The organism is Propionibacterium acidifaciens (assembly GCF_003798325.1).
In the GTDB taxonomy this organism is placed as follows: domain Bacteria; phylum Actinomycetota; class Actinomycetes; order Propionibacteriales; family Propionibacteriaceae; genus Propionibacterium; species Propionibacterium acidifaciens.
The window spans coordinates 62,133-74,624 of the sequence record NZ_CP033719.1 but is presented as its reverse complement, the minus strand read 5'-3'; the positions used below and the strand labels follow the sequence as shown (position 1 = coordinate 74,624).

The 12,492-nt window shown below is 72.6% G+C and carries 14 protein-coding genes; all 14 read left to right on the top strand.

Annotation, left to right across the window (positions count from 1 at the left end; all coding sequences use genetic code 11):
* The first annotated feature begins 123 nt into the window (after positions 1-123).
* Positions 124-1,527 carry a diaminopimelate decarboxylase gene (gene lysA, locus EGX94_RS00320; protein ID WP_028706018.1) on the top strand — a complete coding sequence of 468 codons (1,404 nt, stop codon included), beginning with the start codon at positions 124-126 and terminating at the stop codon, positions 1,525-1,527.
* Between the two features lie 9 nt (positions 1,528-1,536).
* Positions 1,537-2,865 (top strand): homoserine dehydrogenase, encoded by a 1,329-nt coding sequence (locus EGX94_RS00315; protein WP_021797468.1) that lies wholly within the window; start codon positions 1,537-1,539, stop codon positions 2,863-2,865.
* A 33-nt stretch (positions 2,866-2,898) separates the two neighbouring features.
* Positions 2,899-3,513: a bifunctional phosphoserine phosphatase/homoserine phosphotransferase ThrH gene (gene thrH / locus EGX94_RS00310; protein WP_021797474.1), complete on the top strand. Its 615-nt coding sequence runs from the start codon at positions 2,899-2,901 to the stop codon at positions 3,511-3,513.
* 449 nt (positions 3,514-3,962) lie between these two features.
* Positions 3,963-5,732: a transcription termination factor Rho gene (gene rho, locus EGX94_RS00305; protein ID WP_123826405.1), complete on the top strand. Its 1,770-nt coding sequence runs from the start codon at positions 3,963-3,965 to the stop codon at positions 5,730-5,732.
* Between the two features lie 148 nt (positions 5,733-5,880).
* Complete coding sequence (gene rpmE / locus EGX94_RS00300) at positions 5,881-6,102, top strand: 50S ribosomal protein L31 (protein WP_021798054.1); 222 nt, start codon at positions 5,881-5,883, stop codon at positions 6,100-6,102.
* Positions 6,103-6,222: 120 nt separating this feature from the next.
* Entirely contained in the window at positions 6,223-7,299 is a 1,077-nt protein-coding gene (gene prfA / locus EGX94_RS00295; RefSeq protein WP_021798056.1) for a peptide chain release factor 1, read from the top strand.
* Positions 7,296-8,189 (top strand): peptide chain release factor N(5)-glutamine methyltransferase, encoded by an 894-nt coding sequence (gene prmC, locus EGX94_RS00290; protein ID WP_123825755.1) that lies wholly within the window; start codon positions 7,296-7,298, stop codon positions 8,187-8,189. Before prfA ends, prmC begins: the two co-directional genes overlap by 4 nt.
* A 5-nt stretch (positions 8,190-8,194) precedes the next feature.
* The gene (locus tag EGX94_RS00285) at positions 8,195-8,944 is read left to right on the top strand and encodes an L-threonylcarbamoyladenylate synthase (RefSeq protein ID WP_021796985.1); all 750 of its coding nucleotides are present in this window, start codon (positions 8,195-8,197) and stop codon (positions 8,942-8,944) included.
* Between the two features lie 7 nt (positions 8,945-8,951).
* Positions 8,952-10,070 carry a glycosyltransferase family 4 protein gene (locus tag EGX94_RS00280; protein WP_021796975.1) on the top strand — a complete coding sequence of 373 codons (1,119 nt, stop codon included), beginning with the start codon at positions 8,952-8,954 and terminating at the stop codon, positions 10,068-10,070.
* The gene (locus tag EGX94_RS00275) at positions 10,067-10,519 is read left to right on the top strand and encodes a hypothetical protein (protein ID WP_021796983.1); all 453 of its coding nucleotides are present in this window, start codon (positions 10,067-10,069) and stop codon (positions 10,517-10,519) included. Before EGX94_RS00280 ends, EGX94_RS00275 begins: the two co-directional genes overlap by 4 nt.
* Entirely contained in the window at positions 10,509-10,766 is a 258-nt protein-coding gene (locus EGX94_RS00270) for an AtpZ/AtpI family protein (protein WP_021796971.1), read from the top strand. The genes EGX94_RS00275 and EGX94_RS00270 overlap by 11 nt, the downstream gene beginning before the upstream one ends.
* Complete coding sequence (gene atpB / locus EGX94_RS00265; protein WP_021796967.1) at positions 10,763-11,650, top strand: F0F1 ATP synthase subunit A; 888 nt, start codon at positions 10,763-10,765, stop codon at positions 11,648-11,650. Before EGX94_RS00270 ends, atpB begins: the two co-directional genes overlap by 4 nt.
* A gap of 50 nt (positions 11,651-11,700) precedes the next feature.
* Positions 11,701-11,922, top strand: coding sequence for an ATP synthase F0 subunit C (locus EGX94_RS00260; protein ID WP_021796988.1), 222 nt, complete (start codon positions 11,701-11,703; stop codon positions 11,920-11,922).
* Between the two features lie 10 nt (positions 11,923-11,932).
* Positions 11,933-12,487, top strand: coding sequence for a F0F1 ATP synthase subunit B (locus EGX94_RS00255; protein WP_021796980.1), 555 nt, complete (start codon positions 11,933-11,935; stop codon positions 12,485-12,487).
* The last annotated feature ends 5 nt before the right edge of the window (positions 12,488-12,492 follow it).

Below are 12,492 nucleotides of genomic sequence, written 5' to 3'. Positions count from 1 at the left end.
GGAACCGTCCCGGAGGACCCCGCGGGGCGCCCGCCGAGGAGGGCCCTCCCCGGGGCCCGGGCCGTGGTCCGCCTGATGTTCGTCGATCGCCGCGTTTCACCCCGTCTGGAAAGATTGCTGATCGTGACCCACATGCATGTCGCCGGCGCGATCCACGCCGATGTCGCCGCCCCGAGCCCCCAGTGGCTCACCGAGCCCGATGACCTCAACGCCCTCGACCCGGCGCTGTGGAGTCGCACAGTCGCGCGCACCGGCGAGGGCAGCCTGGAGGTGGGCGGGGTCGACGTGCGGACCGCCGTCGAGCGCGAGGGCTCGCCGGTCTACCTCTTCGACGAGGACGACTTCCGGGCCCGCGCCCGGGAGTTCGCCCGCGCCTTCACCGGCTGGGACGTCTACTACGCCGGCAAGGCGATGCTCACGCGCACGGTCGCCCGCATCATCTCGGAGGAGGGCCTCGACCTCGACGTCTGCTCGGGGGGCGAGCTCACCGTGGCGCTCGCCGGGGGCATGGACCCGGCCCGCATCGGCATGCACGGCAACAACAAGACCCCGGAGGAGCTCGAACTGGCGCTGTGCTCGGGCGTGGGCCGCATCATCGTCGACTCCCTCGACGAGATCGGTCGCATCGAGGAGCTGTGCCGCGAGGGCGGCTGGCGGGCGAAGGTCATGGTGCGCGTGACCCCCGGCGTCGAGGCGCACACCCACGAGTACATCGCCACCGCCCACGAGGACCAGAAGTTCGGTTTCTCGATCGCCAACGGCCAGGCCATGGTCGCCATGGTCCGCTGCCACTACAGCCCCTGCATCGAGCTGCTCGGCGTGCACAGCCACATCGGCTCCCAGATCTTCGACACCGGCGGCTTCGAGATCGCCGCCCGGCGCACCATCAAGCTCATGGGTCAGTTCGCGGACGCCACCGGCGTCCACCTGCCGCAGCTCGACCTGGGCGGGGGCTTCGGGATCGCCTACACGAGCGCCGACTCGCCGGCCACCCCCGAGCACCTCGCGGCCGGCCTGCGCGAGATCGTCGAGCACGAGGCGAACGTCTACAGCATGGCGGTGCCCCGCATGTCCGTCGAGCCCGGCCGGGCGATCGCCGGGCCGAGCACCATGGCCGTCTACACGGTCGGCACGGTGAAGGTCGTCGACCTGGACGGCGGCGCCCAGCGCGTCTACGTGAGCGTCGACGGCGGCATGAGCGACAACATCCGCCCGGCCCTCTACGCGGCCGAGTACTCGGGCGTGCTGGCCAACCGCGCCTCGGACGAGAGCGGCGTGCTGTGCCGCGTCGTCGGCAAGCACTGCGAGGGCGGCGACATCCTCGTCCGCGACGTCTTCCTGCCCGGCGACATCGTCCCGGGGGACCTCATCGCGGTGCCGGGGATGGGCGCCTACAGCCGCGAGATGGCCAGCAACTACAACCACGCGCTGCGCCCGCCGGTGGTGCGCGTGAGCCGCGGCGCACTGCATCCGATGATCCGTCGTGAGACCATGGATGATCTGATGAGCCTGGACGTCGGCGACTGAGAGGGCGAGATGGTCAACGAGACGAACGAGGTGGACGCGCCGCGCGTGCTGCGGGTGGCGCTGCTCGGCTGCGGCACGGTGGGGGCGCAGGTGGCCCGCACCATGCTGACCCAGCGCGAGGACCTGGCCGCCAAGAGCGGCTGCGAGCTCGACCTTGTGGGCGTGGCGGTGCACGACGCCGGCCGGCCGCGCCCGGGCATCCCCGACGAGCTGCTCACCGACGACCCCGAGGCGCTCGTCGCCGACGGCGGCGCCGACATCGTCATCGAGCTCATCGGAGGCATCGACCCGCCGCGCCGGCTCGTCCTGTCGGCCATCGACCGCGGCGCCTCCGTCGTCACCGCCAACAAGGCGCTGCTGGCCAAGCACGGCGAGGAGATCTACGCCGCGGCCGAGCGCGAGGGCGTCGACATCTACTACGAGGCCGCCGTCGCTGGCGCCATCCCGATCGTGCGCCCCCTGCGCGAGTCGCTCGTCGGCGACCAGATCCTCACCATCATGGGCATCGTCAACGGCACGACCAACTACATCCTCGACAAGATGACCACCGAGCACCAGGACTTCGCGACGGCCCTGGCCACGGCGCAGCGGCTCGGCTTCGCCGAGGCCGACCCGACGGCCGACATCGAGGGCTTCGACGCCGCCTCCAAGGCCGCCATCCTGGCCTCGCTGGCGTACCACTCGACGGTGCGCATCGACGACGTCTACCGCGAGGGCATCACCGGTGTCACGAGCGAGGACATCGAGGCCGCCGAGTCGATGGGCTGCGTCATCAGGCTGCTGGCCATCGCCAGGCTCGACGAGGCCGGCCGCATCGAGGTGCGCGTCCACCCGGCCACCGTCGCCCGCGAGCACCCGCTCGCGATGGTCCAGGGCGCCAACAACGCCATCTTCGTCGAGGCGGCGAACGCCGGCCGGCTCATGTTCATGGGCCCCGGCGCCGGCGGCTCGCCGACGGCCAGTGCCGTCACCGGCGATCTGGTGACCGTCGCCCGCAACCGGCTGCGCGGCGTCGAGAACCCGGCCCACTCGGTCTACCAAGGCCTGCCCGTGGCGCCGATGAGCGAGACCCGCACCCGCTACCACCTGAGGTTCCAGGTCGTCGACCAGCCCGGCGTGCTCGCCGCGGCCGCCGGGCTGCTGGCCGGCAACCGCGTGTCGATCCACTCGGTGCACCAGCACGCCCCCCGCGCCGACGACCGGCCCACCGGCACCGCCGTCCTGTCGATGGTCACCCACCTGGCCCGGGAGGCCGACGTCATGGCCTGCATCGCCGAGCTCGAGAGGACCGGCTACGTCCACGGTCAGGTGCGCTTCATGCGCGCCGAGGGCCTCTGAGCCGCCGTCCGCCACGAGGAGGGAGCACGCATCGTGCACGTCGCATGCCTGGACATGGAGGGCGTCCTCGTCCCCGAGATCTGGATCAACGTCGCCGAGGCCACCGGCATCGACGAGCTGCGCCTCACCACGCGCGACATCAGCGACTACGACGAGCTGATGGGGCACCGCCAGCGGGTCATGGCCGAGCGCGGTCTGCGGCTGAGCACCATCAAGGAGGTCATCGCCGACATGGGCCCCATGCCCGGCGCCGTCGACTTCCTCGACTGGCTGCGCGGGCGCTGGCAGCTCGTCATCCTCTCGGACACCTTCTACGACTTCGCCGATCCGCTCATGGCGCAGATGGGCCGTCCGACGATCTTCTGTCACGACCTGGTCGTCGAGGGCGATCGGATCGTCGGCTACCGGCTGCGCCTGGACGACCAGAAGCGCGAGGCCGTCCGGGCGTTCCGGCGCCTCAACTTCACGACGCTGGCCGCCGGAGACTCCTACAACGACACCCGCATGCTCCTCGAGGCCGACTACGGCGCGCTGTTCCGCCCGCCCGCCAACGTCGTCGCCGAGTTCCCGCAGCTGCCGGTCGCCGCCGACTACGACGCGCTGGCCCGGCTCTTCGAGCAGGCCGGGGCCCGCCTCGAGGGCCGCTGAGGCCGCTCCGCGACGCGCGGGGCGCGCCCCGGTCGCCGCGGCTCCGATCCGCTGGTACAGTCGTCCGTGACGAGGCGCTCAGGGTCCTCGTCCTCGCAAGGCCCCGGCATTGAGCCGAACGGGCCGGTCCTCGAATCCTCATTCGCTGTGGGCCTCCTCCCTGCGCGTCGGACGCGCAGTGTGTGCGCCGCGATCCGGAACTCGCCGAACCGACTCCTCGATGTCACGACGCGCCGCACGGGTGCCCCGGTCCGCAGGGACGAGCGGGGCCCGTGACGCGTCCAGGGGCACGCACACGTTCGCCGCGCTCGGACGACCGACGCGGCGCCGCCCGACTCGACGACGTACCGCCGCAGCCGCGTGCGGTTGTTGAAAGGAAACCAGTGACCGAATCCCAGGCCGCCCTCGCCATCGCCGGCGAGGGCTCCACCACCGCCGCACTGAGCGCCATGAGGCTGCCCGAACTGAAGGCGGTCGCCGCAAAACTCGGCATCAGGGGCGCCGGGAGCATGCGCAAGAGCGCTCTGGTCGAGGCGATCAACGCCCAGCGCCCCGGCGCCGGCGCCGAGAGGGGCGACGCGGGCTCCGCAGCCGAGGGGCACGGCGCCGAGGGGCGCACCGGGCAGCAGGCACCGCGCCGGCGCCGCGGCGGCGAGGGCCAGCGCCCGGACCGCGGCGGCGGGGCCGCCGGCGGGACCGGGGCCGAGCGGCACGCCGACAAGGACGCCGACGAGGCCCCTCTGTCGACGGCCGACGCCGTGGCCGCCCGCCTCGAGGCGGCCGAGCAGCGCTCCGGCCGTCACCAGCGCCCCGCCCGCGAACGTGCCGCCGAGGGCCGCGACGGGTCGTCCGACAGGGGCGCCGAGTCCGACACCGCCGGCGAGGTCGGGGCCCGCCTCGACCGGCTCTCCGGCCGGGGCGGCGAGTCGGACGCCGGCAGGTCCGCCGGCGGCGAGCAGCGCCGCAACCGCCGCGACGACGAGGAGTCCGGCGGCTCGCGCCGCTCGCGCCGACGCCGCAACCGCGATCGCTCCAACCGTCGTCGCGGCGGCATGAACGAGCTCGAGGACCCGGTGGTGCGCGAGGACGACGTCCTGCTCGACGTCGCGGGCATCCTCGACGTCCTCGACAACTACGCCTTCGTCCGCACCAGCGGCTACCTGCCCGGCCCCAACGACGCCTACGTCTCGCTGTCGATGGTCCGCAGGAACGGCCTGCGCAAGGGCGACGTCATCACCGGCGCCATCCGTCAGCCCCGCGAGGGCGAGCGCCGCGAGAAGTACAACCCCCTCGTGCGCCTCGACACCGTCAACGGCGCCGCCCCCGAGGCCATGCGCCAGCGCCCCGAGTTCGCCAAGCTCACGCCGCTGTACCCGCAGGAGCGCCTGCGCATGGAGACGACGCCGGGCAACATGACCGGGCGCATCATCGACCTCATGTCGCCGATCGGCAAGGGCCAGCGCGGCCTCATCGTCTCCCCGCCGAAGGCCGGCAAGACGATGGTCATGCAGAACATCGCCAACGCCATCACCCTCAACAACCCCGAGGTGCACCTCATGGTCGTCCTCGTGGACGAGCGCCCCGAGGAGGTCACCGACTTCCAGCGCACGACCACGGCCGAGGTCATCGCCTCGACCTTCGACCGCCCGGCCGAGGACCACACGACGATCGCCGAGCTGGCCATCGAGCGCGCCAAGCGCCTGGTCGAGCTGGGACGCGACGTCGTGGTCCTCCTCGACGGCATCACCCGCCTGGGGCGCGCCTACAACCTGGCCGCCCCGGCCTCGGGACGCATCCTGTCCGGCGGCGTCGACTCGGCGGCCCTCTACCCGCCCAAGAAGTTCTTCGGGGCCGCCCGCAACATCGAGAACGGCGGCTCGTTGACGATCCTCGCCACCGCGCTCGTCGAGACCGGCTCCAAGATGGACGAGGTCATCTTCGAGGAGTTCAAGGGCACCGGCAACATGGAGCTGCGCCTCTCGCGCCAGCTCGCCGACAAGCGCATCTTCCCGGCCATCAACGTGGAGGCCTCCGGCACCCGCCGCGAGGAGCTGCTCATGAGCGCCCAGGAGCGCGACATCATCTGGAAGCTGCGCCGGGTGCTGTCCGGGCTGGACGAGCAGAAGGCCTCCGAGACGCTGCTCGGGCGGCTGCGCAAGACCCGCAACAACTCGGAGTTCCTCGTCGTCATCTCGCGGACGACGCCCGGGAACGACTGAGCCGGTCTCGCCGGCGGGGTGGGCCGCGGCGCGGCTGGAACGGCCCCGACCGATCGGCTACCATTGAGCGGCGCTCCGGTTCACGCCCGGCCCGGCACCTGGTGCGGGCCCCACGATGGCGACCCGGACGACGGAACAGGAGAGACTCATGAAGAAGGCCACCCATCCCGAGTACCACGACATCAGGGTCGTGTGCACCTGCGGGAACCGGTTCACCACCCGCAGCACCCACCCGGGCGAGACCATGTCCGTCGACGTGTGCAGCAACTGCCACCCCTTCTACACCGGCAAGCAGAAGATCCTCGACACCGGTGGCCGGGTGGCCCGCTTCGAGCGCCGCTACGGCAAGCGCAAGGCGGCGGCCAAGTAGTTCTCATCGGCAGGCGCCGGGGTCCCGTCCCCCGGCGCCTGCCGTCGTCTGCGGGCGCCCGTCGCCCGCCGTGCCGATCACCGGGCCGGAGCGCCGGGCCGGAAGGGGAGAGGGGTCCACGTGTTCGAGGCCGCGCAGTCGCTGCGCGAGGAGTTCGTCCGGCTCGAGACCCAGCTCGCCGATCCGGCGGTGATCGGCGATCCCCGGCGCTCGCGCCGGATCGGTCGGCGCTACTCGGAGCTCTCCGGCATCGTGCGGGCCCTCGACGAGCACGACCGGCTCGCCGACGACCTCGCCGCCGCCGAGGAGCTCGCCGGGGACGACTCCGACTTCGCCGCCGAGGCCGACTCGCTCGGCGCCCGCCTCGCGTCCGTCACCGAGCGGCTCACCCGCCTGCTCGCCCCGCGCGATCCCAACGACGCCGACGACGCGATCCTCCAGATCAGGTCCGGCGAGGGCGGAGAGGAGTCGGCGCTGTTCGCCGCCGACCTGCTGACCATGTACACCCGGTTCGCCGAGCGCGTCGGCTGGGCCGTCGAGCCGCTCGAGGCCGAGGGCACCGACCTGGGCGGCTACCGGTCGGTCACCGTCGCCCTCCGCGCCGCCCCCGGCGCCGACGCGGACGAGGCCCCCTACGGCGTCCTCAAGTTCGAGGGCGGCGTGCACCGCGTCCAGCGCGTGCCGGTCACCGAGTCCGCCGGGCGCATCCACACCTCGGTCGTCGGCGTGCTCGTCATGCCCGACGTCGAGGAGGACGAGGTCGAGATCGACCCGGACGACCTGCGGATCGACGTCTACCGCTCCACGGGCAAGGGCGGCCAGGGCGTCAACACCACCGACTCGGCGGTGCGCGTCACGCACCTGCCCAGCGGCATCGTCGTCACCTGCCAGGACCAGCGCAGTCAGCTGCAGAACAAGGAGCAGGCCCTGCGCATCCTGCGCGGCCGCCTCGTCGCGGCCGCGCAGCAGGAGGCCGCCGCCGCGGCCGAGCAGGCCCGCCGCTGTCAGGTGCGCACGGTCGACCGCTCAGAGCGCATCCGCACCTACAACTTCCCGGAGAACCGCATCACCGATCACCGCATCGGCTTCAAGGCGCACAACCTCGACGCCGTCCTCGCCGGCGAGCTCGGCCCGCTCCTCGAGGCCCTGGCCGCCGCCGACCTCGCCTGGCGCCTCGAGAGGGTGGGGCGCTCGTGAGCGCCCGCCGCCCCGCGGCGCTGCTCAGGGACGGCGTCGCCCGGCTCGCCGGGGCGGGCCTGCCGACGCCGCGGGCCGACGCCCGCCTGCTCCTGGCCCACGCCGCGCGGATGGATCCGTCCGGCCTGGCCACGACGCGCGAGCTCGACGAGCCCGTCGCCGCCCGCTACGAGCGGCTCCTCGTCCGGCGGGCCGCCGGCGAGCCCGTCCAGCACCTGACCGGCGTCGCCTGGTTCCGCACGATCCGGGTGCTCGTCGGCCCCGGCGTGTTCATCCCGCGCCCCGAGACCGAGACCGTCGTCCAGTTCGCGCTGCGCCGGCTCGTCGCCCTGCGCCCCGGCACCGGCCCGACACCCCTCGTCGTCGACCTGTGCACCGGCTCGGGCGTCATCGCCGCGGCGATCGCCGAGGAGTGCCCCGGCGAGCCGCGCATCCACGCCGTCGAGAGCTCCGCGGAGGCCCTCGTGTGGGCCCGGCGGAACCTCGAGCCGCGCGGGGTCCGGGTCGTCCACGCCGACATGGCCGAGGCCCTCCACGAGCTCGACGGCCGCGTCGACCTCGTCGTCGCGAACCCGCCGTACCTGCCCGCCGCGGCCGCCGGGGCGCTGCCCGCCGACGTGCTCGACCACGACCCGCCCGAGGCCCTCTTCTCCGGTGAGGACGGCCTGGACGCCCTCCGCGTGCTCGTCGGCGCGGCCGCAAGGCTCCTGCGACCGGGCGGCTGGCTCGTCGCCGAGCACGACGAGACCCAGGACGGCTCGGCGCCCCGGCTGCTGGCCGACTCCGGCGCCTTCGGCACGATCGAGGACCACCCCGACCTGACCGGCCGCCCCCGTTTCGTCAGCGCGGTGCGTGCGTCCGGGGCCCGGCGGCCCGAGGTGGAAGAATGAGCGCCGTGAACGAGTCCGAGCCGAACGGGCCGGGCCGCTGTCTCGACCTGCGCACCGAGCACGACGAGGCGATGGCCGCGGCCAGCCGGGCCGTGTGCGAGGGGCGTCCGATCGTCCTGCCCACCGACACCGTCTACGGCGTCGGCGTCGACCCGTTCTCGCCCGAGGCCGTCCAGGGCCTCCTCGACGCCAAGCGCCGCGGGCGCGACATGCCCCCGCCGGTGCTCATCGCCGAACCCGGCATGCTCCCCGCGCTCGCCTCGGCCGTCCCGCCCGGCGCCCGGCGCATGATCGCCCGCTTCTGGCCCGGCGCCCTCACCCTCATCCTGCGGGCCCCGACGAGCCTGCGGATGGACCTGGGGGAGAGCGGGGGCACGATCGCCGTGCGCGTCCCGGACCACGACGACGCCCGGGAGCTGCTGCGCCGCACCGGCCCGCTGGCCGTCTCGAGCGCCAACGTCTCGGGCCGACCGCCCGCCACCGACGTGGCCGCCGCCCGCTCCATGCTCGGCGACAGCGTCGCCGTCTACCTCGACGGCGGCCCGACCCCCGGCCCGACGGCTTCGACCATCGTCGACTTCACCAGGGGCTACGGCGGCCGCATGCTGCGCGCCGGCGTCATCGGCTTCGAGGCCCTGCGCGAGTGCAGCCCGGGCCTCGAGGGCCTCCCCCGCGCCGACGGGGGGCCGGACGCCGAACCGGTCCGGTCGTCCCGCCCGGCCGACGCCGGCCGGGACGACCGGACCGGGGGCTGAGGCGGCCATGCGCGAGTACCTCCTGGTCATGCTCATCGCGGCCCTCGGCACCTTCCTGCTCTGCGGACCGTGCCGGCGCGTCGCCGTGCGCACGGGCGCCCTCGCGCCGGTGCGCGAACGGGACGTGCACTCGCGCCCGACGCCCTACCTGGGCGGCGTGGCCATGCTCATCGGCGTCCTCGCGGCCTTCCTCCTGGCCATCCACCTGCCCTTCCTCGGCCGCCACGCCACACTCACCCACGACGCCCTGGGCATCTTCGTCGCGGCGGCGGTCATCTGCGTCATCGGCGCCATCGACGACGCGATCGACCTGCCGTGGATGGCGAAGATCGCGGGCCAGGTGCTCGCCGCCGGCGTCGTCGTCCTCAACGGGGTGCGCATGTACTGGGTGAGCCTGCCGCACCAGATCATCGCCCTCGACACGCCCACGTCGCTGCTCGTCACGGTGCTCTACATCTTCGTCTGCGTGAACGCCGTCAACCTCATCGACGGGCTCGACGGGCTGGCCTCCGGGGTCGTGGGCATCGGCGCGCTCGCGCTGCTCCTCTACACCTATCTGCTGGCCTACCAGCAGCAGTTCGCCGTCGCCACGACGGCCTCGCTCGTCAGCGCGACGATCGCGGGCATCTGCGCCGGCTTCCTGCCGCACAACTTCCACCGCGCGCGCATGTTCATGGGCGACTCCGGCTCGATGCTGCTGGGCCTGCTGCTGGCCTGCAGCACGATCTCGCTGACCGGCCAGATCGACTCGTCAGCCCTGACGCCCAGCAGCGGCGACATCCTGCCCGCGCTGCTGCCGATCCTGCTGCCGATCGCCGTCATGGCGATCCCGCTGGCCGATCTGACGCTCGCCTACGTCCGCCGGACCTGGAACGGCAACTGGTGGTTCGTCGCCGACAAGAAGCACCTGCACCACCGGCTGCTCCAGCGCGGTCACTCGCAGGTCAAGGCCGTCCTCATCATGTACATGTGGACCGCCCTGGTCGCCTTCGGCGTCATCGTCCTCGGCCTGGTCTGGAACGGCTGGCTCGTCGCCGCGCTCGTCGTGCTCGTCATCCTCGCCGTTCTCGTCACCGTCGGCCCGCTCAGCGCGCGCCATCGTCGTGCGGGGCGGGACGCCCGGTGACGAGGACGACCTCGCGGCGCTCCTGGCCCCGCACGATGCTGAGCGGCGGGACGGCCGGGGCGCTGCTGTGCAGCGTCCCGGCCGCCGTGGGCGGTCTCGTCGCCGCAGGCGCGGACGGCTTGCTAGGCTGGGCGCTGGCGCTCGTCGTCGTCGGCGGCTGTCTCGCGGTGGGCGTCGTCTGGAATGCGCGCGCGCTGCGCGTCCCGAGCGCGCGGGCCCTCGGCCCGGTCCTGGTCGGTTTCGTCGTCCGGGTGGCCCTGGTGCTCCTGGCCATGCGGGGGCTGACGGCGGCGGGCTGGCTCGCCGGGTGTGGCCGTGTGGACTGGTTCGCCTGGACGACGGTAGCCTTGGTTTGCGGCTGGTCCGGTGGGATCATACGGGTTCTGCGTCGTACACGGAGCTACGTCTACGACTGCGATGGAGCGGAGGGGGACGCCGATGAGTGCTGAGCACCGGCCCGACGCCCCGGCGACCGACGTCGAGCAGCGCGTCCCCGGGGCCGCGGACGCCGGGACCGCGCGCGGCGACGGCATCACGGCGGTCTCCCATCTGCTCGCCGGCATCGGCTTCTACGGGGCGCTCGGCTGGCTCGCCGATCGCCTCCTGCACGCGACCGTGTTCCTGCCCATCGGTCTCGTCGTGGGGACGGCTGCTGCCGTCTACCTGATCATCAAGCGGTTCGGAGGGGATGAATGAGCACTGCCCAGGGGACGGCTCCCGAGGAGTCCGTGCGTCGGAGGGGCACGAGCCCGGCCCTCATCGCGGTGCTCGTCATCATCGTGTGGATCGCGACCACATGGGGCTCGCAGCTGCTCACGGGCGCCACCACCGGATGGCGGGCCCCGAGCACCGAGGACTTCCAGTTCGAGGGCTGGTTCGGCACCACCTGGTTCACCAAACCGCTCCTTCTGGCCCTCGTCGCCTTCGTCGGCATCCTCGCCTTCTGGCTCATCGCCGCCCACCGGCTGCGGGTCGTCCCCACGAGGGGGCAGTTCTTCGCCGAGTACGTCTACGACTTCGTGCGCGACATCGGCCGCGACATGATCGGCCCGGGCTACCGCCGGTTCGTGCCCTGTCTGCTCACCGTCTTCTGCTTCGTGCTCGTGAGCAACTGGTTCGGCGAGACCTTCCTGTTCATGTTCCCGACGTTCTCCCGGGTCGGTTACGCCTACGCGGCGGCGATCCTCACCTTCGCGGCCTACGTCGTGTCCGGCTTCAAGCAGCACGGGTTGGGCTACCTGCGGGTCGCCATGCTGCCCTCGGGCGTCCCGGCCTGGCTGGTCCCGGTGATCATCCCGATCGAGTTCATCTCGACCTTCCTCACCCGGCCGCTGACCCTGTCGGTCCGGCTCTTCGCGAACATGTTCGCCGGCCACATGTCGATCATGGTCTTCGTCGGCGGCGGCGCCGCCCTGCTCACGTGGGCCCACAGCGTCTTCTACAACGTCACCGGCGTCGTGACACTGCTCTTCGGCGTGCTCATGCTGTGCCTCGAGCTGTTCATCGGCTTCCTGCAGGCCTACATCTTCGCGATGCTGACCGCGCAGTACATTGGGTCATCCGTGGGCGAGGCCCACTGAGGAGCCCCTCAGCCTCTTCATCCGAAGGAAGACATCCGAAAGGAAATGCAATGACTCCGTTGGAGATCAGCGGCTCGCTGAACGTTCTCGGCTACGGCCTGGCGACACTCGGCCCGGGCATCGGCGTGGCACTCATCTTCTACGCCGGCATCAACGGCATCGCCCGCCAGCCCGAGGCCAGGGGCACCATCATGCAGCCGGTCTACATCGGCTTCGCCATCGTCGAGGCGCTCGCCATCCTCGGCTTCGTCCTCGCCTTCGTCATCCGGTGAGCGGTCCGCGATGACACCGTTCGAACTGGTGCCGCTGCTCGACCTCGGGCCCCTGCTGCCCGAGCTGCCCGAGTTCCTCGCCGGGCTGGCCCTGCTCGCCCTCATGTGGCTCATCGTGGCCAAGGCGGTGGCCCCTCGGTTCGAGGAGCTCTACGAGCGGCGGTCCGACGAGATCGAGGGCGGCATCAGGCATGCCGAGCAGGTCCAGGCCGAGGCGGACGCCGCCCGGGCCGAGTACCGCAAGCGGCTCGACGCGGTGCAGGCCGAGGCCGCGCGCGCCCGGGACGAGGCCACCGAGCGCGGCGACCTCATCGTCGCCGAGGCCAAGCAGCGGGCCGCGCAGGAGCAGGCGAGGATGATCGCCGAGGCCCGCGCGCAGATCGCCGTCGAGCGCGAGGCCGCCCTGACCGAGCTGCGGTCCCAGGTGGGTGGCCTGGCCACGACGCTCGCCGGTCGCATCGTGGGGGAGTCCCTCGACGACGACGAGCGGGCCCGGCGCACGGTCGACCGCTTCCTCGCCGAGCTCGAGTCCCAGCCCGTGTGCGTGTCGGGCGCGGGGGAGTGAACGCC

What these genes read in the sequence shown, in the direction of transcription:
- EGX94_RS00315 (WP_021797468.1), top strand. Translation starts at nt 1,537, where the DNA reads ATGGTCAACGAGACGAACGAGGTGGACGCGCCGCGCGTGCTGCGGGTG.
- EGX94_RS00260 (WP_021796988.1), top strand. Translation starts at nt 11,701, where the DNA reads ATGACTCCGTTGGAGATCAGCGGCTCGCTGAACGTTCTCGGCTACGGC.
- EGX94_RS00270 (WP_021796971.1), top strand. Translation starts at nt 10,509, where the DNA reads ATGAGTGCTGAGCACCGGCCCGACGCCCCGGCGACCGACGTCGAGCAG.
- EGX94_RS00280 (WP_021796975.1), top strand. Translation starts at nt 8,952, where the DNA reads ATGCGCGAGTACCTCCTGGTCATGCTCATCGCGGCCCTCGGCACCTTC.
- EGX94_RS00255 (WP_021796980.1), top strand. Translation starts at nt 11,933, where the DNA reads ATGACACCGTTCGAACTGGTGCCGCTGCTCGACCTCGGGCCCCTGCTG.
- rpmE (WP_021798054.1), top strand. Translation starts at nt 5,881, where the DNA reads ATGAAGAAGGCCACCCATCCCGAGTACCACGACATCAGGGTCGTGTGC.
- atpB (WP_021796967.1), top strand. Translation starts at nt 10,763, where the DNA reads ATGAGCACTGCCCAGGGGACGGCTCCCGAGGAGTCCGTGCGTCGGAGG.
- rho (WP_123826405.1), top strand. Translation starts at nt 3,963, where the DNA reads ATGAGGCTGCCCGAACTGAAGGCGGTCGCCGCAAAACTCGGCATCAGG.